Source organism: Aliiroseovarius subalbicans (assembly GCF_022678625.1).
Classification (GTDB): Bacteria; Pseudomonadota; Alphaproteobacteria; order Rhodobacterales; family Rhodobacteraceae; genus Aliiroseovarius_A; species Aliiroseovarius_A subalbicans.
Window position 1 is genome coordinate 162,459 of the sequence record NZ_JALBYQ010000001.1, and the last position, 20,343, is coordinate 182,801.

General features: G+C 63.9%; 23 protein-coding genes. 21 read left to right on the top strand and 2 right to left on the bottom strand.

All coding sequences use genetic code 11. The annotated features are described in order from the left end of the window. The first annotated feature begins 188 nt into the window (after positions 1-188). From gor to MN188_RS00835, 5 genes are all read left to right on the top strand, one after another. Positions 189-1,562, top strand: coding sequence for a glutathione-disulfide reductase (gene gor / locus MN188_RS00815; RefSeq protein WP_242104893.1), 1,374 nt, complete (start codon positions 189-191; stop codon positions 1,560-1,562). 61 nt (positions 1,563-1,623) lie between these two features. Then, a complete protein-coding gene (hflK, locus tag MN188_RS00820; protein ID WP_242104894.1) occupies positions 1,624-2,775 on the top strand; it encodes an FtsH protease activity modulator HflK in 1,152 nt (383 codons plus the stop codon). Then, entirely contained in the window at positions 2,775-3,644 is an 870-nt protein-coding gene (hflC, locus tag MN188_RS00825; protein ID WP_242104895.1) for a protease modulator HflC, read from the top strand. The genes hflK and hflC overlap by 1 nt, the downstream gene beginning before the upstream one ends. A 1-nt stretch (position 3,645) precedes the next feature. Further along, a complete protein-coding gene (locus tag MN188_RS00830; RefSeq protein WP_242104896.1) occupies positions 3,646-3,831 on the top strand; it encodes a DUF2065 family protein in 186 nt (61 codons plus the stop codon). Positions 3,832-4,086: 255 nt separating this feature from the next. Next, positions 4,087-5,547 carry a Do family serine endopeptidase gene (locus MN188_RS00835; RefSeq protein WP_242104897.1) on the top strand — a complete coding sequence of 487 codons (1,461 nt, stop codon included), beginning with the start codon at positions 4,087-4,089 and terminating at the stop codon, positions 5,545-5,547. Between the two features lie 84 nt (positions 5,548-5,631). On the opposite strand, the gene MN188_RS00840 is transcribed toward MN188_RS00835, so the two are convergent. Beyond that, complete coding sequence (locus tag MN188_RS00840) at positions 5,632-5,832, bottom strand: DUF1127 domain-containing protein (RefSeq protein WP_242104898.1); 201 nt, start codon at positions 5,830-5,832, stop codon at positions 5,632-5,634. A gap of 305 nt (positions 5,833-6,137) precedes the next feature. Between MN188_RS00840 and ruvC the strand changes: the two genes are divergently transcribed. The 6 genes from ruvC to ybgC all read left to right on the top strand — a co-directional run bounded on the left by ruvC (position 6,138) and on the right by ybgC (position 10,007). Next, a complete protein-coding gene (gene ruvC / locus MN188_RS00845; protein ID WP_242104899.1) occupies positions 6,138-6,644 on the top strand; it encodes a crossover junction endodeoxyribonuclease RuvC in 507 nt (168 codons plus the stop codon). After that, positions 6,641-7,309 carry a Holliday junction branch migration protein RuvA gene (ruvA, locus tag MN188_RS00850; RefSeq protein ID WP_242104900.1) on the top strand — a complete coding sequence of 223 codons (669 nt, stop codon included), beginning with the start codon at positions 6,641-6,643 and terminating at the stop codon, positions 7,307-7,309. The genes ruvC and ruvA overlap by 4 nt, the downstream gene beginning before the upstream one ends. A 4-nt stretch (positions 7,310-7,313) precedes the next feature. Next, the gene (gene ruvB, locus MN188_RS00855) at positions 7,314-8,354 is read left to right on the top strand and encodes a Holliday junction branch migration DNA helicase RuvB (protein ID WP_242104901.1); all 1,041 of its coding nucleotides are present in this window, start codon (positions 7,314-7,316) and stop codon (positions 8,352-8,354) included. Positions 8,355-8,435: 81 nt separating this feature from the next. Next, positions 8,436-9,062, top strand: coding sequence for a hypothetical protein (locus MN188_RS00860; RefSeq protein WP_242104902.1), 627 nt, complete (start codon positions 8,436-8,438; stop codon positions 9,060-9,062). Beyond that, positions 9,062-9,598 carry an RNA 2',3'-cyclic phosphodiesterase gene (gene thpR, locus MN188_RS00865; protein WP_242104903.1) on the top strand — a complete coding sequence of 179 codons (537 nt, stop codon included), beginning with the start codon at positions 9,062-9,064 and terminating at the stop codon, positions 9,596-9,598. Before MN188_RS00860 ends, thpR begins: the two co-directional genes overlap by 1 nt. Before the next feature lie 25 nt (positions 9,599-9,623). Continuing rightward, entirely contained in the window at positions 9,624-10,007 is a 384-nt protein-coding gene (gene ybgC, locus MN188_RS00870; protein WP_242104904.1) for a tol-pal system-associated acyl-CoA thioesterase, read from the top strand. 25 nt (positions 10,008-10,032) lie between these two features. On the opposite strand, the gene MN188_RS00875 is transcribed toward ybgC, so the two are convergent. Then, complete coding sequence (locus MN188_RS00875; RefSeq protein WP_242104905.1) at positions 10,033-10,200, bottom strand: hypothetical protein; 168 nt, start codon at positions 10,198-10,200, stop codon at positions 10,033-10,035. On the opposite strand from MN188_RS00875, the gene tolQ reads away from it, so the two are divergent. The 10 genes from tolQ to MN188_RS00925 all read left to right on the top strand — a co-directional run bounded on the left by tolQ (position 10,199) and on the right by MN188_RS00925 (position 20,332). Continuing rightward, complete coding sequence (gene tolQ / locus MN188_RS00880) at positions 10,199-10,894, top strand: protein TolQ (RefSeq protein ID WP_242104906.1); 696 nt, start codon at positions 10,199-10,201, stop codon at positions 10,892-10,894. The two genes, MN188_RS00875 and tolQ, sit on opposite strands and share 2 nt — an antisense overlap. A gap of 1 nt (position 10,895) precedes the next feature. Then, positions 10,896-11,384: a protein TolR gene (gene tolR / locus MN188_RS00885; protein ID WP_242104907.1), complete on the top strand. Its 489-nt coding sequence runs from the start codon at positions 10,896-10,898 to the stop codon at positions 11,382-11,384. A gap of 6 nt (positions 11,385-11,390) precedes the next feature. Continuing rightward, positions 11,391-12,380 (top strand): hypothetical protein, encoded by a 990-nt coding sequence (locus MN188_RS00890; protein ID WP_242104908.1) that lies wholly within the window; start codon positions 11,391-11,393, stop codon positions 12,378-12,380. Between the two features lie 106 nt (positions 12,381-12,486). Continuing rightward, entirely contained in the window at positions 12,487-13,812 is a 1,326-nt protein-coding gene (gene tolB / locus MN188_RS00895; RefSeq protein ID WP_242104909.1) for a Tol-Pal system beta propeller repeat protein TolB, read from the top strand. 71 nt (positions 13,813-13,883) lie between these two features. Continuing rightward, complete coding sequence (gene pal, locus MN188_RS00900) at positions 13,884-14,399, top strand: peptidoglycan-associated lipoprotein Pal (RefSeq protein WP_242104910.1); 516 nt, start codon at positions 13,884-13,886, stop codon at positions 14,397-14,399. A 13-nt stretch (positions 14,400-14,412) separates the two neighbouring features. Next, on the top strand, positions 14,413-15,234 hold the full coding sequence (gene ybgF / locus MN188_RS00905) for a tol-pal system protein YbgF (protein ID WP_242104911.1): 822 nt from the start codon (positions 14,413-14,415) through the stop codon (positions 15,232-15,234). Then, positions 15,234-16,484: a tRNA lysidine(34) synthetase TilS gene (gene tilS / locus MN188_RS00910; protein WP_242104912.1), complete on the top strand. Its 1,251-nt coding sequence runs from the start codon at positions 15,234-15,236 to the stop codon at positions 16,482-16,484. Before ybgF ends, tilS begins: the two co-directional genes overlap by 1 nt. A gap of 78 nt (positions 16,485-16,562) precedes the next feature. Next, the gene (gene ftsH / locus MN188_RS00915; RefSeq protein ID WP_242104913.1) at positions 16,563-18,482 is read left to right on the top strand and encodes an ATP-dependent zinc metalloprotease FtsH; all 1,920 of its coding nucleotides are present in this window, start codon (positions 16,563-16,565) and stop codon (positions 18,480-18,482) included. A 123-nt stretch (positions 18,483-18,605) separates the two neighbouring features. Further along, positions 18,606-19,184 carry an MOSC domain-containing protein gene (locus MN188_RS00920; protein ID WP_242104914.1) on the top strand — a complete coding sequence of 193 codons (579 nt, stop codon included), beginning with the start codon at positions 18,606-18,608 and terminating at the stop codon, positions 19,182-19,184. After that, positions 19,184-20,332 (top strand): DNA alkylation repair protein, encoded by a 1,149-nt coding sequence (locus MN188_RS00925; RefSeq protein ID WP_242104915.1) that lies wholly within the window; start codon positions 19,184-19,186, stop codon positions 20,330-20,332. Before MN188_RS00920 ends, MN188_RS00925 begins: the two co-directional genes overlap by 1 nt. Positions 20,333-20,343: the final 11 nt, after the last annotated feature.

A 20,343-nucleotide genomic window follows, 5' to 3' on the forward strand; every position in this document is an offset into this window, starting at 1 on the left:
CAATTGTTGTGCAGCATCGTTCGCTTTGGGCTCGAAACCGCCGCTCGCTGCGCAGCGTTAGGGGCTCGATGTCGGGACTGCACGCGGTTCCTTTCGGCGCGCGACCTTGCGTCGGGGGCTTTCCCTTGCCCGTCAAAGCAACTACATCACGTGTGAACTGGGGCTATGCCCACAAAAGGTGAAGAACAATGGCATTTGACTACGATCTTTTTGTCATCGGTGGCGGCTCGGGTGGCGTGCGTGCGGGGCGTGTGGCGGCCGAGACCGGGGCCAAGGTGGGCCTGGCCGAGGAATTCCGCATGGGCGGCACCTGTGTGATCCGCGGCTGTGTGCCGAAAAAGCTGATGGTGTTTGCGTCCGGCTATGGCCCGGCGGCCGCCGAGGCACGCGCCTATGGCTGGGACTATGACGGCGGCACGTTCAACTGGGACCGCTTCAAGCCGATGCTGGATGCCGAGCTTGAGCGCCTTGAGGGCATTTATCGCAAGAACCTGGGCGGGGCCGGTGCCGACATCTTTGATGCGCGCGCCGTGGTAAAAGACCCGCATACGATCGAGCTGTCGACCGGCGAAAGCTTTACTGCCAAGCACATCCTTGTGGCGACCGGCGGGCGGCCCTTCGTGCCCGACACAACACCGGGCGCGGCCGAGTTGGGGATCACCTCGAACGAAGTGTTCAACCTTGAGACCTTTCCTGAACGTATCCTGATTGTCGGCGGCGGCTATATCGCCTGTGAATTCGCCTGTATCTTCAATGGTCTGGGCGCAGATGTGGCGCAATGGTATCGCGGCGCGCAGATCCTGCGCGGCTTTGACGACGAAGTGCGCGGTTTCCTGGCCGAACATATCGCCGAGCGCGGCGTGGATCTGCATGTCGGCCTTGAGGTCGAGCGCATGGAGAAGCGCGACGAAAATGGCCGTGACCGGATCTGGGTCAAGGGCACCGACGGGCGCGAAGAGGTGTTCGACCAGGTGCTGTTTGCCACCGGGCGCACCGCAAACACCGACGGGCTGGGTCTTGAAGATGCCGGCGTCACTCTGGGCCGCTGGGGTGAGGTGGTCGTGGATGAGTATTCGCAAACCTCTGTGCCGTCGGTCTATGCGGTGGGCGACGTGACCAACCGCATCAACCTGACCCCGGTCGCGATCCGCGAAGGCGCAGCCTTTGTTGACACCGTGTTCAAGGGCATCCCGACCAAGCCCGACCATGAAAACGTGGCCAGCGCCGTGTTCACCCAGCCCGAATACGGCACCGTGGGGATGAGCGAAGAAGAAGCCCGCGCCAAGGAACCGGTGGACGTCTATTGCGCCGCCTTCCGCCCGATGCAGAAAAGCTTTATCGGGGTGAATGAACGCGTATTGTTCAAGCTGATCGTCAGCCAGGCGACCCAGAAGGTTCTGGGCTGCCACATTGTCGCCGACGGCGCGGGCGAAATGATCCAGCTGGCCGCCGTGGCGGTGAAGATGGGCGCGACCAAGGAAGACTTCGACCGGACCGTGGCGGTGCACCCGACGATGTCCGAAGAGATCGTTTTGATGAAAACACCGACCCGCACGGGTTGAAAAAACACTTTCGCGGGGCCAGTTTTGGCAGAACCCGCATGACGAGGAAGGATAGGACCAGATGGCCAGTGACAATGGCGGACCCTGGGGCGGCGGTGGAAACCGCGGCAACAATGGCTCGGGCGAAGGCCCGGGTGGGCCGAAGCGTGGCGGAGGCGGAAAACGCCCCGGCGACGACGGCCCGCAGATCCCCGAGATCGACGAGATCATGAAGAAGGGCCAGGAACAGCTGCGCGTCCTGATGGGCGGGCGCGGCGATGCCGGGCGCCGCAATGGCGGCGGCGGCGACGGAGGCGGCGGTATGCCCAGCTTCGGTCGTGGCACCATCCTTCTGGTGCTGATTGCGGCCATTCTGGTCTGGGTCTTTGCCAGCTTCTACCGGGTCGACACCTCCGAGCAATCGGTCGAGCTTCTGTTCGGCGAACGCTATGGCGTCGGGCAGGAGGGTCTGAACTTTGCCCCCTGGCCAATCGTGACCAAGGAAATCCTGGCGGTGACGCGTGAAAACGTGGAAAACATCGGCGTGGGGCTGGACGAAGGCCTGATGCTGACCGGTGATGAGAACATCGTCGACATCGACTTCCAGGTCGTGTGGAACATCTCGAACATCGAGGAGTTCGTGTTCAACCTGGCCGAGCCGGTGGACACGATCAACGCGGTGTCGGAATCGGCCATGCGCGAAATCATCGCGCGCTCGAACCTGGCGCCGATCCTGAACCGTGACCGTGGTGTCATTGCGCAAGAGCTGGAGGAACTGATCCAGGCGACGCTTGATAGCTATGAGTCCGGTGTGAACATCGTGCGTGTGAACTTCGACCGCGCCGACCCGCCGCGTGAGGTTATCAACAGCTTCCGCGAAGTGCAGGCGGCTGAACAGACCCGCGACACGTTCCAGAAACAGGCGGATGGCTATGCCAACCAGGTTGTTGCTGGTGCCCGAGGTGAGGCCGCACAGCTTCTGGAAGAGGCCGAGGGCTACCGCGCTCAGGTCGTGAACCAGGCCGAAGGTGAGGCCGCGCGCTTCATCGCCGTCTATGACGAATACGCCAAGGCCCAGGACGTGACGCGCAAGCGCCTGTATCTGGAAACGATGGAGCGTGTGCTGTCGAGCGTCGACAAGATCATTATCGACGAAGGCGCCGGTGGCTCGTCGGGCGTCGTGCCCTACCTGCCGCTGAATGAACTGCGCTCAAACACCGGAGGGTCGAACTGATGCGTCGCACTCAACTCCTTCTTGGCGTCGTTGTTATCGCCATCGTGGCCGTGATCAACTCGGTCTATATCGTCGACGAACGCGAAAAGGCGCTTCGCCTGTGGTTCGGTGAGGTCACTGCGGTGATCGAAGAGCCGGGCCTGAACTTCCGCATTCCGGGTCTGCATGAAATCGTCAAATACGATGACCGCATCCTGCCGCTGGACACCCAGCCGCTGGAGGTCACGCCGGCCGACGACCGCCGTCTGGTGGTCGACGCGTTTGCGCGCTGGCGCATTGCCGATCCGGTCAAGTTCCGTCGCGCGGTTGGCGCAAGCTCGATCTCGGGCGCGCGTCCGCGTCTGGAACGCATCCTGAACGCGGAACTGCGTGAGGTTCTGGGTGGTGTCGATTCCGGTGCGGTTCTGTCTGCTGACCGTGTCGCGCTGATGAACCAGATCCGCGACCAGGCCCGCAGCCAGGCCAATGCGCTGGGCGTCGAAATCGTCGACGTGCGTATCAAGCGCGCCGACCTGCCCGAGCAGAACCTGGAAGCGACGTTCGAACGGATGCGCGCCGAGCGGGAACGCGAAGCGGCAGACGAAATCGCACGTGGTAAGGAAGCCGCACAGCGGGTCCGCGCCCAAGCCGACCGGACCGTGGTGGAAACCACATCCGAGGCTGCCAAGCAGGCCGACATCATCCGCGGTGAAGCGGACGCGTTGCGAAACGCGATCTTTGCGGAAGCTTTCGGGCGTGACCCGGAGTTCTTCGCCTTCTACCGCTCGCTGTCAGCCTATGAGACTTCGCTTCAGGGCGGCAACTCGACCATGGTGATCACACCGGACAGCGAGTTCTTCGAGTATCTGAAGTCGGACTCGGGCGAATAAGATGGACATGATCCTTCTGGGCCTTGGCCTGGTTCTGATCATTGAGGGGCTGGTGTTCGCACTGGCCCCTTCGCGTCTGGACGATCTGGTGGCGGCGATGGCCGCACTCAGCCGTGACCAACGCCGCTTGATTGGCCTGGGTGCACTGACGCTGGGCGTCGTCTTTCTGTGGCTCTCCAAACTCTAGGCAGGGCGCGATGCCTTGCACGGAAATCGGACCGGTGGTTTTTGAAAGACTCCGCCGCGGTCGGGCTTTGTGGGCACCCTAACGCCCATTCACAAACCGGTGAGGCAGCGCGGCCAAAGTTTGCGTTGCGCATCCGCGCTCCTATCTAGAGACTATGCGACAATCCCCGGGGCACATTTTCCCCGCAAGAACCAGTCGAAGGAGACCGGAGTGAGACCACAGGCACTGTCCATCCCCGCAAATTCCCGTTCTGCCATGCAGATTACCCTACAGGCCCTTGTGGCGCTGGCCATGGCCGTGGCCCTTGTCATGACCACAGCGGCGCAGGCCAAGGCGCGCGGGACACCCGAAAGCTTCGCCGATTTGGCCGAACAGGTCAGCCCGGCGGTGGTGAACATCACCACTTCGACCCTGGTGGCGCAGCAGACCGGCCCGCGTCCGATGGTGCCTGAAGGGTCCCCCTTCGAGGACTTCTTTCGCGATTTCCTTGAGCGCGATCACGGCAATGGGGACGATGGGACCAATGGCGACCGTCCGCGGCAGCGCCGCAGCCAGGCGTTGGGGTCGGGTTTCGTGGTCTCGGAAGATGGCTTCATTGTCACCAACAACCACGTCATCGAAGGCGCGGACGAGATCCTGATTGAGTTTTTCGACGGCGGTGAACTGGTGGCTAAAGTGATCGGCACCGACCCGAATACCGACATTGCCCTCCTCAAGGTCGAAAGCGATACGCCGCTCGAATATGTGCCGTTCGGTGACAGCGACGTGATGCGTGTGGGCGATTGGGTCATGGCAATGGGCAACCCGCTGGGCCAGGGCTTTTCGGTTTCGGCTGGCATCATTTCGGCCCGTAATCGCGAACTGTCGGGCACCTATGACGACTACATCCAGACCGATGCGGCGATCAACCGGGGCAACTCGGGCGGTCCGCTGTTCAACATGGATGCCCAGGTGATCGGCGTGAACACCGCGATCCTCAGCCCCAATGGCGGCTCGATCGGGATCGGTTTCGCGATGTCCTCGGCGGTGGTCGAGCGGGTGATCGACCAGCTCAAGGAATACGGCGAAACCCGCCGTGGCTGGCTGGGTGTGCGCATCCAGGACGTGACCGATGACGTGGCCGAGGCGATGGGGCTGGACAGCACCGCAGGCGCCCTGGTCACTGACGTGCCGGAAGGCCCGGCGATGGAGGCGGGCGTGGAAGCAGGTGACGTGATCCTGTCCTTTGACGGTGTCGACGTGATCGACACCCGCGATCTGGTGCGTCAGGTCGGGAATGCACCGGTTGGCAAGGCCGTGCGCCTGGTCGTGCTGCGCGACGGGCAGACTCAGACCCTCAAGGTCACCTTGGGCCGCCGCGAAGACGCCGTGGCAGCCACGGGTGGTGACGTGCCGCAGGAACAACCTGAGGCGCCGATGCAAAAGACGCTTCTGGGCATGGACCTTGTCGAACTGGACGATGCCTTGCGCAGTGAACTTGGGCTGCCCCCCGGCACCGAAGGTCTGGTCGTGCGCGAACTGGCCGAGGACACCGAGGCGTTCGAGAAGGGCCTGCGCGCCGGCGACGTGATCACCGAGGCGGGGCAGGAGGCCGTGACCTCGATCGCCGATCTGGAACGTCGCATTCAAGCCGCCCGTGACGGGGGCCGCAAGTCGATCCTGCTTCTGGTGCGCCGCGCCGGAGAGCCGCGCTTCGTCGCGCTGACTTTGCAGTAAGGCAAAAGAAAACCCCGCCGGATTGGCGGGGTTTTTGAAGAACCAAGGGGTCGCCTGTGACAGGCGGCCCTTTTTTCTTGCAGCTTACATCATCGCCTCGATGTCGGCGCGGGTCAGGCCGATGTCGTCCAGCTCACGGTCGGTCAGCTTCGACAGCGCGTTGCGGGTCACGCGGGCGTCGTTCCAGGCAGCCAGGGTGCCGAACAGGGTGTGGGCGATGTTGGACAGGCGTTCCCCGAAGGAAATGCCGTGAGCCAGGGGGCGGGTCGTTTCAAAAACAGCCATTGCAGTATCCTTCACTTGGTGGCCTGAGCATCATTGCTTCGGGGCATTTAGAACCCAAAAATTGCATGCACAAGCGCCGCAATTGCATGTCACATATGCAGTTTTTGCATTGGTCGTTTTTGCGCCATCACCTTGTCGGAATTGAGATATTTCGCGCGGGGAAAATGTCGTTTTCGACCCGACCCGACCTGAAAACGACACAAATGAACCAGGGGGGCACTTGTGTTGCATTTGTCTTAAGTTCTGGCGGATGTTCGCGTTTCGTGCTAACTGTGCTGCAAAAGCAACAAGAGCAGGGCTGTTTCATGCGCGTATTGGGCATTGATCCGGGGTTGAGGAACCTTGGCTGGGGGGTGATCGACACTGATGGTGCGCGGATTTCCCATGTTGCCAACGGGGTCTGCCATTCGCTGGGCAGTGATCTGTCGCTGCGGCTCTTGTCCCTTTACGACCAATTGTCCGAGATCGTGACCCGCTTTGCCCCTGATACGGCGGCGGTGGAAAAGACCTTCGTGAACAAGGACGGCGCTGGCACGCTGAAGCTGGGCCAGGCGCGGGGCATCGCGCTATTGGTGCCGGCAAAGGCGGGGCTGGAGGTCGGCGAATACGCCCCCAACTCGGTCAAGAAAACCGTGGTGGGCGTGGGCCACGCGGATAAGCGCCAGGTCGAACATATGGTGCGGCTGCAATTGCCAGGGGTCGATCTGGCCGGGCCGGATGCCTCGGACGCACTGGCGATCGCGTTGTGCCACGCGCATCACACGCGGTCCTCCGGGCGGCTTGAGGATGCTCTCAGGAGGGCCAGCGCATGATCGGGCGGATCGCGGGACGGATTGACTATCGCGCCGAAGATCACGTGCTGATCGACGTGCGCGGCGTGGGCTACCTTGTCTATGTCTCGGACCGCACGATGGCCGCGCTGCCGGGGCAGGGCGAGGCGGTGGCGCTGTACACCGACCTGTTGGTGCAGGAAACCAACCTGCAATTGTTCGGCTTCCTGTCGCTGGTGGAAAAGGAATGGCACCGGCTGTTGATGAGCGTGCAAGGGATCGGCGCAAAGGCGTCGATGGCCATTCTGGGCACGCTGGGCGCCGATGGCGTCAGCCGCGCAATCGCACTGGGCGACATCAACGCGATCAAGGCGGCCCGGGGCATCGGCCCCAAGACCGCACAGCGCGTGGTGATCGAACTGAAAGACAAGGCGCATGGGGTGATGGCGATGGCCGGCACCGGCGCGGGGGTTGCAACCCCGACCTTGGACGACGACGCGGTGATCGAACCACCCACGGCAACGTCCACCGCCGCCCCCGCCCCGAACATGGCCGCCCAAAGCGAGGCGCTGTCGGCCCTGTCCAACCTGGGATACGGCCCCGGCGAGGCCGCACCGGCGGTCGCCCAAGCCCTGAGCGACGCCCCCGACGCCGACACCGCCACCCTGATCCGCACCGCTTTGAAGCTTCTGGCGCCGAAGGGGTGAGCCGATGACCGAACCCGATCCCACCCTGCGCCCCGAACCGCGCCCCGAGGATGCCGACCGTGCCTTGCGGCCGCAGCTATTGTCCGATTTCATCGGCCAGGCCGAGGCGCGGGCGAACCTGCGGGTGTTCATCGAAAGCGCCAAGCAGCGGGGCGAGGCGATGGACCATGCGCTGTTTCACGGCCCCCCCGGGTTGGGTAAGACGACGCTGGCGCAGATCATGGCGCGCGAGTTGGGGGTGAACTTTCGCATGACCTCTGGCCCGGTGTTGGCAAAGGCGGGCGACCTGGCCGCGATCCTGACCAACCTGGAACGCAATGACGTGCTGTTCATCGACGAAATCCATCGGTTGAACCCGGTGGTCGAAGAAGTGCTGTATCCGGCGCTTGAGGATTTCGAGCTGGACCTGGTGATCGGCGAAGGCCCGGCGGCCCGCACCGTGCGGATCGAGCTTCAGCCCTTCACGCTGGTGGGCGCCACGACCCGTCTGGGCCTGTTGACCACGCCGCTGCGCGACCGCTTCGGCATTCCCACCCGCTTGCAATTCTATTCGGTCGAGGAGCTGCACCAGATCGTCACCAAGAACGCGATCAAACTGGGGGCCCCCGCCGACGACGAAGGCGCGCGCGAGATTGCGAAACGCGCCCGTGGCACGCCGCGCATTGCGGGGCGGCTTTTGCGCCGGGTGCTGGATTTCGCCGTGGTCGAGGGCGACGGCAAGATCACCCGCGAGCTGGCAGACAATGCGCTGACCCGCCTTGGGGTGGATCACCTGGGGCTGGACGGGGCCGACCGGCGCTATATGCAGTTGATGGCGGACCATTATGGCGGCGGGCCGGTGGGTATCGAAACCCTGGCCGCGGCCCTGTCGGAAAGCCGCGATGCGCTGGAAGAGGTGATCGAACCGTACCTGTTGCAACAGGGCTTGATCCAACGCACGCCGCGTGGGCGGATGCTGGGGCAGAAGGCCTGGCGCCACCTGGGGCTTGAGGCCCCGCGCCCGCCTGAGAAAGGCGCGGGGCAGTCGGAGTTGTTCGACGGCTGACGCCACGCCCGGTTGCAGGCGGCGCGCAGAGGTTTTATGCCTCCGGCGGGGATATTTAGGGCAAGAAAAAACGAGGCCGCCATGACACCTGACGAGATTGAAGCCCATTTCACCCGCGCCGATGGCAGCTATGCTTTTGCGCGCTGGGGCCGGCCGGTGTCGCCGGTGGTGTTCGGGGTTGATGAGGCGACGCTACAGGTCGTGAAGGGCGCGATCGAGGCGGTGGTGGGTCTGGCAGGGCACCAGATGGCCGAAACGGACCCCGAGTTGGGGTCAAACCTGATGGTGTTCTTTTTCCGCGAGTGGGACGAGCTGCTAGCGGTGCCCAAGCTGGGCGAGATGATCCTGGGGCTTGACCCGCTGGTGGCGCGCTTGACCGCGGCGGATGCGAGCCAGTATCGCGCGTTCCGGTTCGACGATACCGGCGCGATCCAGGCCTGTTTCACCTTTGTGCGCATGACACCCGAAATGGCCGAGCAACCCGCCGAGACCCTGGCGCTGACCCAGGCGGTGCAGGCGGTGCTGCTGTGGTCCGACGTGGCCTTTGCCACGCAAAGCCCGCTGGCGGTTCTGCCGGACACCGGCGCCACGATCCTGCGCCCAGACGTGGCGGACCTTATCCGGGCGGCTTATGACAAGCTGATGCCAGTCGCGGCGAATGATCCCAGCCACGCGCTGCGCCTGTTCGCGCGCCTTCAGGCGGGGTGATGCGCGCCTTTCTGGCTTGTCCCTTGCCAGAGGCGCTTTTGGCGCCAGTTACGCATTTACAGGGCAATCTTCCGGTTGGGCGCGTGGTTGCCGAAGAGAACCTGCACCTGACCCTGTGCTTTCTGGGCGAGGCGGAGGAAGTCGACCTGATTGCCCTGCATGAGCAGCTGCAAGAGTTGCACGCGCCGCCCGTGACGCTGACCCTGTCCGGTCTTGCGGTCTATGGCGGCAAACATCCCACGGTTCTGGCCATCGAAGGGCAGGGGCCGGAGGCATTGCAGCGAAAGCTGGTTGGTCTGTGCCACAGTGCCGGGATAGCGCTGGAGCGGCGACGCTTTCGCCCCCACGTCACCCTGGCGCGGTTTGCGCGCAACATGGGCGCAGGCGACCGCGCGCGGCTGGACGTGTTCATCGGGGCCCATGCCGCGATCCGGCTTGAACCGACCCGTCTGGACAACATCGCGCTGTACCGGTCCGATTTGCACCCGGATGGCGCGCGATATGAGGTCTTGGCGGAATACGCCTTGCGCGGATAGGCTGCGGACAAACCACGAGGGCCAAATGCACACATTCCCCATCCGCGTCTATTACGAAGACACCGACATGGCGGGCATCGTCTATTACGCCAATTACCTGCGCTATATCGAGCGGGCGCGGTCCGATTGGGTGCGCGAGATTGGCGTGGACCAGAACGCGATGCGGGACGCGGGGCTGGTGTTCGCGGTGCGCCGGGTCGAGGCGGATTACCTGGCGCCCGCACGGTTTGACGACGTGCTGACGGTTGAGACCACGACGCTTCAGGTCACCGGCGCAAGGTTGGTGCTGGACCAGGTGGTGAAGCGCGGCGAAGAGCGGCTGTTTGAGGCACAGGTGACGATCGTCTGCCTGGGCGAAGGCGGCCAGCCCACGCGTCTGCCGGGTGGTTTGCGTCGGTCGGTGCATTGACGCTGCGACCAGGTGACCAGTCAGCTTACGTCGTTCGCAGCATCTCGAATGGCAATGTTTCGCCCATCAAGGCGCCGAAACCGGGGGCGATCACGCCGATGACGCGCTTTTGTTGGCTTTCCCCGTGAAGATGCGCTAGATTCTGCTTCAATAAGGCGGCCCAAAAGAGGCGGCGGTATAGAGGCAGAGACATGGAAACGGAAACGCTTGCAGCGGCGGCGGAGATCGATTTCTCCTTCCTGGCGCTTTTTCTTCGTGCAACCCTGATGGTGAAACTGGTGATGATCCTTCTGATCGTCGCCTCGTTCTGGTCCTGGGCCATCATCGTCACCAAGCTTATCGCCTTCCGCAAGGCGCGCGGCGAGGCCGAGGTGTTCGACCGCGCCTTCTGGTCCGGGGACCCGCTGGATGAGCTGTTTGACCAGATCGGCCCGGCGCCGGATGGATCGGCCCAGAAAGTGTTTTCCGCCGGCATGCTGGAATGGCGCCGCAGCCACCGGGAAGATGGCGGGCTGATTGCCAACGCGCAGGCGCGGATCGACCGCACGATGGACGTGGCGATCGCCAAGGAAGGCGAGAGCCTGAACAACGGTTTGTCCTTTCTGGCCACGGTCGCCGCCACTGCGCCCTTCGTGGGCCTGTTTGGCACCGTCTGGGGCATCATGAACGCCTTCATCGAGATTGCGCAGCAGCAAAACACCAACCTGGCCGTTGTCGCGCCGGGCATTGCCGAGGCGTTGATGGCGACCGGCCTGGGCCTGTTGGCCGCGATCCCGGCGTTGATCTTTTACAACAAGCTGACCTCGGACAGTGACAACATACTGGCGGGCTATGAGGCCTTTGCTGACGAGTTCGCCACCATCCTCAGCCGCCAGTTGGACAGCTGAGATGGGCGGGGCCGTTCAGCAGGGCGGGGGCGAACGTCGCGGACGCCGTGGCCGCCGCCGGGGCAAGCATCGCCGTGTGATGGGTGAGATCAACATCACACCGTTCGTCGATGTGATGCTGGTGCTTTTGATCATCTTTATGGTGGCCGCGCCGCTGATGACGGTCGGCGTGCCGGTCGAGCTTCCGAAAACCGCCGCGACCTCGCTGCCGGCGGTCGAGGAGGAACCCCTGACCGTGACCATCACCGCCGAAGGGCAGGTGATGGTGATGAAAACCGCCATCCCCCGTGACGATCTGGTGCCAAAACTGCGCGCCATTGCCGCCGAGCGGGAGGACAACAAGGTGTTCCTGCGGGCCGACGGCGCAGTACCGTATGCGCAGGTGGCACAGGTCATGGGCGCGCTGAATGCGGGCGGGTTCAACAACATTGGCCTTGTCACCGACATGGGTGGGCCGCGCCTGGATGGCAGCGGCGGGCAGGGCAACTGACACGCCATGAAGATGGGTCTCTATATCTCGGGTATCGCGCATGGGGCGCTGATCCTGTGGCTTCTGTTCGGAAGCCTGTTCGCCTGGGACCGGGACGATGACCCGATCCGCGTGACCGAGGTGTCGATCCTGTCGGAAGAAGAATTTGCCGCCCTGTCCGCGCCCGAGGCACCCAGCGTGGCCCCGGCAACATCGCCTACACCACCGCGCCGGCCGACGCCGCCGGTCCCAGACCCCGAACCGGAGCCCGAGCCGACGCCGGAACCGCCAGCGCCTACACCAACTCCGCCGCCCGCACCCGAGGCTGCACCCGAGGCCGAACCAACCCCACAGGAGGCGCCGCGCGTGGCACCCGAAGCCGCACCCGCCCCGCCGCCCGAGGCCGAAGTGGCCCCCGAGGTGGTCGAAGCGGTTACGCCCGAGCCTGCCGATGAGGTTGCGCCCGCGTCCGAAGAGGTCACCCCGACCGCGCCTGAGGAAGCCACGACCGAGATTGTGACCGAAGCAGAGCAGCCCTCGTCCGCGCCAAATACCTCCGCCCGGCCGCAACGTCGCCCGAACCGTCCACAACCGACCCAGACGGCGACCGCTGATGCGGTTGAGGATGCGGTCGCCGACGCGGTGGCAGACGCCGTGGCCGCCACAGTGGCACAGCCTGCCGTTCCCACAGGCCCGCCGATGACGCGGGGCGAAAAGGACGCGCTGCGCGTGTCGGTCGGCAATTGCTGGAACGTGGGCTCGCTGTCCACCGACGCGCTGGGCACCACGGTGGTGGTCGGCGTGACGATGAGCGAGGACGCAAAACCTGACGCCGGTTCGATCCGCATGGTGTCGTTCTCGGGCGGCTCCGAGGCCGCTGCGCGCCAGGCCTATGAGACCGCACGCCGCGCGATCATCCGCTGTGGCGCAACCGGCTTCAACCTGCCAGCCGAGAAATACGGCCAGTGGCGCGAGATTGAGATGACCTTCAACCCGGAAAGCATGAGGATCAAATGAGACTTGCTTGCAAACTGGGCCTGCAAACTGGCCGAAACCTGCCGAAATCCCGTTGCCGCGCCACCGGCGCGATTGCATTGTTTTCCCATGTGGATAAGAGGATCGCATGAGACTTTTGAAATCCCTTACGATTGCCCTGGCCCTGACGGGCCTTGTGACCACCGCCAGCGCCCAGACCGGGCCGCTCAGGATCGAGATCACCGAAGGGGTGATCGAACCGCTTCCGTTCGCCGCGCCTGATTTTCAGGCTGAGGACAGCGCGGCCAGCGAATTTGCCACCAACATTGCCCGCGTGGTTGCCTCCGATCTGGCCGGCACCGGGCTGTTTCGCGAAATCCCGGCCTCGGCTTTCATTTCGAACGTGACGAATTTTGCCAGCCCGATCCAATACGCGGATTGGAAGGCGATCAACGCCCAGGCGCTGATCACCGGCGCGGTGTCCACTGGTGCGAACGGCAAGCTGAACGTAAAGTTCCGCGTGTTTGACGTGTTTTCCGGTGCGCCGTTGGGCGAGGGGCTTCAGTTCGGCGGTTCGACCGCCAGCTGGCGCCGCATGGCGCACAAGGTGGCGGATGTCGTCTATTCCCGGATCACCGGCGAAAGCGGCTATTTCGACAGCCGGGTGGTGTTCGTGTCTGAAAGTGGCCCGAAGAATGCGCGCCGCAAGCGGTTGGCGATCATGGATTACGATGGCGCCAACGTGCAGTATTTGACCGACAGCAACGACCTTGTGTTGGCACCGCGCTTTTCGCCCACCGGCGACCGGGTGCTTTACACAAGTTATGAAAGCGGCTTTCCGCGGATCTATGTGCTTGACGTGGCCAGCGTCGGGCGCCGGGTGCTTGATGATCAGGTCGGCACGATGACCTTCGCGCCGCGCTTTTCACCCAATGGCAACACCGTTGTGTTTTCGCTGGAAAGCGGCGGCAATACAGACCTTTATCGCATGGATATCAACGGCGCGAACCGGCAGCGGCTGACATCGTCCCCGTCGATCGAAACCGCGCCCAGCTTTTCACCTGACAGCAGCCAGATCGTGTTTGAAAGCGACCGCTCGGGCACGCAGCAGCTGTATGTCATGCCCGCAGGGGGCGGTGAGGCCAAGCGCATCAGCTTTGGTCCCGGTCGCTATGGCACCCCCGTGTGGTCGCCGCGCGGCGATCTGGTTGCCTTCACCAAGCAAAACGCAGGTCGGTTCCACATCGGCGTGATGCGCACGGACGGCAGCGAAGAGCGTCTGCTGACCGCGTCCTTCCTGGACGAAGGCCCGACCTGGTCGCCCAATGGCCGCGTGATCATGTTCATGCGCGAAAGCCAGGGCGCAAACGGTGCGCCGGCGCTGTATTCGGTCGACATTACCGGGCGCAACTTGCGTCGGGTGTCCACACCTGGGGCGGCCTCCGACCCGGCGTGGTCACCTTTGCAGAAATAGGCTGCGTTCCCAAACAAGCGCCTGGGTGCTACACTGGGGCCAACGAGCAAAAAAACAGACAGGACAGAGCGATGAAACACCTTACAAAAGCTATTCTTCTGGTCAGTGCGCTGGCCGTGACCGCCTGTACCAACCCGGATCGGTTCGACAATGCGGGCGCGGGGGGCGGCGCGGCTGGTGCCGGCGCGATCGTGCCCGGCTCGGCCTCGGACCCGGCAAGTGCGGCCTATTTCCAGCAAACCGTGGGTGACCGCGTTCTGTTTGCGGTGGATCAATCCTCCCTGTCGGGCGAAGGCATCGACGTGCTGACCAAACAGGCCGCCTGGTTGATGGAAAACCCGCTGTATACGGCTATCATCGAGGGGCACGCGGATGAACAGGGCACACGGGAATACAACCTGGCGCTGGGCGCACGGCGCGCAAGTGCGGTGCAGAATTTCCTGATCGAGCGCGGCGTTGCCCCCAACCGTTTGAAGACGGTCAGCTATGGCAAGGAGCGCCCGCTTGAGGTCTGCTCGGACGAGACATGCTATGCCAAGAACCGCCGCGCCGTGACCGTGCTGGCGGCTGGCGGCGCGACCAGCTGAAGGACGTGATGTGATGCGGACGATTTTTGGGGCCGTTCTGGCCGTCGCTATCGGACTGGCTGTTCCGGGACTGGCGCAGGACCGGGGGCAGACTCTGGCCGACATCCGGCAGGAGCTTTCCGTGCTCTATGTCGAGATCCAGACCCTCAAGACCGAGCTGTCGACCACCGGTGCGGCCGGGGGCGTGGTGGCAGGCGGCAATACGACCGACCGGCTGAACGCGATTGAGGGCGAGCTGTCTCGGCTGATCGGCGCCACAGAGAAGCTGGAGTTCCGCATCAATTCGATCGTCAAGGATGGCACCAACCGGATCGGCGACCTTGAGTTCCGCCTGTGCGAGCTTGAAGAAGGTTGCGACATCTCGGCAGCCGGGCAGGGCGGTACACTGGGCGGTGGCGCGGCCCCGACCGGGCCGGTGGCAGCCCCGTCCACGGACACAAGCGGCCAGATGGCGATGGGCGAACAAGTCGATTTCGATGCGGCGATGGCGGCGCTGGAAAGCGGCGCGTTCGAAGACGCCGCCGCGCGGTTCGCCAGTTTTACCGAGACCTATACTGGTGGACCATTGACCGGTGAGGCGCATTATCGCCGCGGTGAGGCTTTGGAAGGGCTGGGCCGGACGTCCGATGCGGCGCGGTCCTATCTGACCTCGTTCTCCGGCAGCCCGAACGGCGCGCGCGCGCCGGATGCGCTCTACAAGCTCGGCACCTCGCTGGGCACGCTGGGGCAGACCTCCGAGGCCTGCGTGACGCTTGCCGAAGTTGGCGTACGCTTCCCGTCTTCGCCCGTGGTGGCCGAGGCCGAAGCGGCGCGTCAGGGGCTTGCCTGCCAGTGATGCCGACACAGACGCCAGATCAGGCCTTGCGGGATTTCATCGGGGGTGCGCACAGTCGCGCCCCTTTCGCGTCGTTGGGGGTCGCGGTGTCGGGCGGCGGTGACAGCATGGCGCTGTTGCACCTGGTCCGGGACTGGGCCACGGCGCAGGACGTGGCCGTGCACGCGGTCACGGTGGACCACGGCTTGCGCGACGGATCGGGGGATGAGGCGGCGATGGTCGCCGAAACCTGCGCCGCGCTGAACGTGCCCCATGCCACGCTGCGCTGGGGCGGTTGGGACAAGCGCGGCAACCTTCAGGATGCCGCCCGGCAGGCGCGATATGCCCTGATCACCGATTGGGCGCGGGGCCGGGTCGATGCGGTGGCCTTGGGCCACACCCAGGACGATCAGGCCGAGACCTTCCTGATGCGCCTTGCGCGTGGATCGGGCGTGGATGGGCTGTCGGCGATGCGGGCCGATTGGCAAGCGGATGGGTTGCGCTGGCTGCGCCCGCTGTTGACCACCCGACGTGCGGCCTTGCGCGATGTCCTTGAGGGGCGTGGCGTGATCTGGGCCGAGGATCCGTCCAACGATGACACACGGTTTGACCGGGTGAAAGCGCGTCGCGCGCTGGAAGGTCTGGCGGATCTGGGGCTGGATGCGCCGCGTTTGGCACAAACGGCCACCCGCATGACCCATGCGCGGGATGCGCTGGAACGTCACGCGCAGGTGGCTGCAAAAAAAATCTGCACGGTTCTGGCGGGGGATGTGGTCTTTGACCTCGACACCCTGACGGCGCAGCCATTCGAGACACAAACCCGGCTTCTGGCTCATGCGCTGATGTGGGTGACCGCGTCGCCTTACCGCCCACGTCAGGAGGCGCTTTATGAAACGCTGGCGATGGTGGCCGGTGGGGACCGGCGCACGTTGCATGGCTGTTTGATCGAAGGCGACCTGGATCAGATCAGAATTTCTCGAGAATACAACGCAGTACGCGACAAGGTGATTGCGCCGGGCGGGCTGTGGGACAGCCGCTGGACGCTGATTGGCCCTGACCAGGACGTGGATATTCGTGCGCTTGGCGATGCGGTATCGGACTGCCCGGACTGGCGCGACACCGGGTTGACGCGTCGGTCTCTTATGGCCACCCCCGCAGTGTGGCGCGGGGCCAATCTTGTTGCCGCCCCCCTCGCGGGGTTGGAGAACGGCTGGTCGGCGAAAATCGCCCATCCACCCGGTCATTTTTTCACAAGTATTTTATCGCATTGAACATATGGCCGTGATCCCTATTTTAAGGGGGTGGCGCGGGCATCGGCTCGTCGTCAACGATTTTCAAAGGAGATACCCTTGGGCAACGCGAGAAATTTCGCCTTCTGGATCGTGCTTTTTCTGCTGATCCTGGCCTTGTTCAACCTGTTTTCGAACGGCCAGGGCGTGACAACGTCCAGCCAGGTCGGATACTCGGAATTCGTCCAGGCGGTCGAAGGCGGCGATGTCGCCACCGTCGAGCTGGACGGCGAGACCGTGCGCTTTCAGGGCGCAGACGGCAAGATCTATACCACGATCGCGCCGGCAGACGCCGAAATCACCGCGCTGCTGATCGAAAAAGGCGTGGCCATGAGGGCCGAGCCGCAGCAGCAATCGGGCTTCTTCTCGCTCCTGTCGCTTCTGTTGCCGGTCATCATCCTGATCGGGTTCTGGTTCTTCATGATGAACCGGATGCAGGGCGGCGGCAAAGGCGGTGCGATGGGCTTTGGCAAATCCAAGGCCAAGATGCTGACCGAACGCGAAGGTCGCGTGACCTTCGACGATGTGGCCGGCATTGATGAGGCCAAGGAAGAGCTGGAAGAGATCGTCGAGTTCCTGCGCAATCCGCAGAAGTTCAGCCGCCTTGGCGGGCAGATCCCCAAAGGCGCGCTGCTGGTTGGCCCTCCGGGCACCGGTAAGACGCTGCTTGCGCGCGCAATTGCCGGTGAGGCGGGCGTGCCCTTCTTCACCATTTCGGGTTCGGATTTCGTCGAGATGTTCGTGGGCGTGGGCGCAAGCCGCGTGCGCGACATGTTCGAACAGGCGAAAAAGAACGCGCCTTGCATCGTGTTCATTGACGAGATCGATGCGGTGGGCCGGTCGCGTGGCGCAGGCTATGGCGGCGGCAATGACGAACGTGAACAGACGCTGAACCAGCTTCTGGTCGAAATGGACGGGTTCGAGGCCAACGAAGGCGTGATCATCCTGGCCGCGACCAACCGGCGCGACGTGCTGGACCCGGCGCTGCTGCGCCCCGGTCGTTTCGACCGCCAGGTCACTGTGCCCAACCCCGACATCAAGGGCCGCGAAAAGATCCTGGGCGTGCATGCCCGCAAGGTGCCGCTGGGCCCCGACGCCGACATGCGCATCATAGCGCGCGGCACGCCGGGCTTTTCCGGTGCCGATCTGGCCAACCTGGTGAACGAGGCCGCCTTGATGGCCGCCCGCATTGGGCGCCGCTTCGTCACGATGGAGGATTTCGAGAACGCCAAGGACAAGGTCATGATGGGGGCTGAACGGCGCTCCATGGTCCTGACCGATGAGCAGAAGGAAAAGACCGCGTATCATGAGGCTGGCCATGCAGTGGTCGGCCTGGCGTTGCCGCAGTGTGATCCGGTCTACAAGGCCACGATCATCCCGCGCGGTGGCGCGTTGGGCATGGTGGTCAGTCTGCCGGAAATCGACCGGCTGAACTGGCACAAATCCGAATGCGAGGAAAAGCTCGCGATGACGATGGCGGGCAAAGCCGCCGAGATCATCAAGTATGGCGAAGAAAACGTGTCAAACGGCCCGGCGGGCGACATCCAGCAGGCGTCAGGTTTGGCGCGGGCGATGGTGATGCGCTGGGGCATGTCTGACAAGGTCGGCAACATTGACTATGCCGAAGCGGCCGAAGGATACTCGGGCAACACCGCGGGCTTCTCGGTCTCGGCGCATACAAAAGAGTTGATCGAGGATGAGGTGAAGACCTTCATCCAGGACGGTTACGACACCGCGTTCAAGATCCTGACCGACAAGCAGGAAGAATGGGAGCGTCTGGCGCAGGGCCTGTTGGAATACGAAACCCTGACGGGCGACGAGATCAAACGTGTGATGGCCGGCGAACCGCCGCACAAGGGTGACGACGAAGATGACGCGCCGGAAGACAGCGGCACCGCGTCTGTGACCGCGATCCCGAAGACCAAACCACGCGCCAAGCCGTCCGGTGATGGCGGGATGGAGCCAGAACCCACGGCGTAAAGCACACTCAAAGGCCGGGCCACGCGCCCGGCCTTTTTGTTTGTGGTGACATTCTGTGTCAGGAAACGGGTTGCCCGGTCGCGCGGGCTTGGGCAAGGTTCCTCCAGCTGTTCGGAGGATCCCTTGCCTGCACTTTTACCTACAAACCATGTCGGTCGCATCACTTGGCTGGGGTTCAACCCCGACCGAGATGCATCTCTGCGAAACCAGTCCGAGGACGCGCAGGAAGTGACGTTTTCGGGGTTCCCCTGGGAAAGCCGCAGCGGGTTGACGCGCCCGTCCTGCAGCCGGGTGCGCGACCAATACGCCCCCGGCACGCCCATTCGCAACACGCGGCAGTTCAGCATCGTTTCGGGTGAGGAGCTGGCGCAGATTGCCGCCGAAATGGGCGTGGCGGTGGTCGGCCCGGCCTGGATCGGCGCCAGTATCGTGGTCGAGGGCATCGCTGATTTCAGCCATGTTCCACCGTCCTCGAGGCTGCAAACGCCGTCCGGCACAACCTTGACCGTGGACATGGAAAACCGCCCGTGCCACCTGCCGGCGCGGGTAATCGACGAAGACCTGCCGGGCAAGGGGCGGGTCTTCAAGGCCGCCGCCAAGGGGCGGCGCGGTGTCACGGCCTGGGTCGAGCGGGAAGGCACGTTGCGGGTGGGGGATGAACTGCGGCTGCACATTCCCGACCAACCTGCCTGGGCGCCGTAGTGGAGCCGTTCAAGAACGTCTTCAACGCCGAACTTGTTGCCAGCATGGCGCGGCACTTGTCCGGGGCGGGACCCTTTGAGGCGGACCGATTTCAGACGCTTGCAATGGACGGGTTGGAGGCGCTGGAACTGAAGGCCCGCAGCCGTCACATCGCGGATGCGCTGGAGGCCTGTCTGCCAAGTGATTTCGTGGCGGCCTGTGCGCAGATGGTGGCTGCGCTGCACGACAACGAGACCAGCAAAGGCTGGGAGGCCCAGGGGTCAGACCACGGCATTCGCGGTTGGGCAATGTTGCCGATGGGGGAATATGTGGCGCGCCACGGCCAAGACCATTTTGACCTGTCATTGCAGACGTTGGCCGCCTTCACATCCGGGTTTTCCTCGGAATTTGACGTGCGTCCGTTTCTGGACGCGGATCTGCCGCGCGCGATGGGCCATGTGACCCGCTGGGCGCAGGACGAAAACGAACATCTGCGTCGGTTGGCCAGCGAAGGCACGCGGCCACGCCTGCCCTGGGGGATGCAACTGAAGGGGCTGATTGCCGATCCTGCGCCGATCCTGCCGGTGCTGGATGCCTTGCGGGATGATCCGTCGGAGTATGTGCGCCGCTCGGTCGCCAACAACCTCAATGACATTGCCAAGGATCATCCGGATCTTGTGGCGCGGATCGCGGCCGATTGGCTTGTGGATGCGTCGCCTGCGCGGGTGAAGCTGGTGCGCCACGCCTGCCGCACGTTGATCAAGGTGGGCCATCCCGGGGCGCTTGCCGCCTTCGGTTATCACCCGCCCAAGCTGCGCGCCTCGCTTGCCGTCACGCCCGCCACTGCGCGGATGGGCGATGACCTGTGCTTGGATCTGACCCTGGCCGGCACCAACGCGGCCCCGCAGGCGCTGGTTGTCGATTATGTGCTGCATTATGTGCGCGCACGCGGCAAGACCGGGCCGAAAGTGTTCAAATGGACCCAGCTTGAATTGGCCCCCGACGCGCCGCGAACCCTGACCCGGGTGCACAAGCTGCGCGAGGTGACGACACGGCGCCACTACCCCGGCCTGCACCGGATCGAGGCGCAGGTGAACGGTCAGGTCGTGGCCGAGGCCGCCTTCACCCTGTTGCCAGAGACGGGCACCGGTTTCCCATCTGAAACCTGACAGGCCCCGCG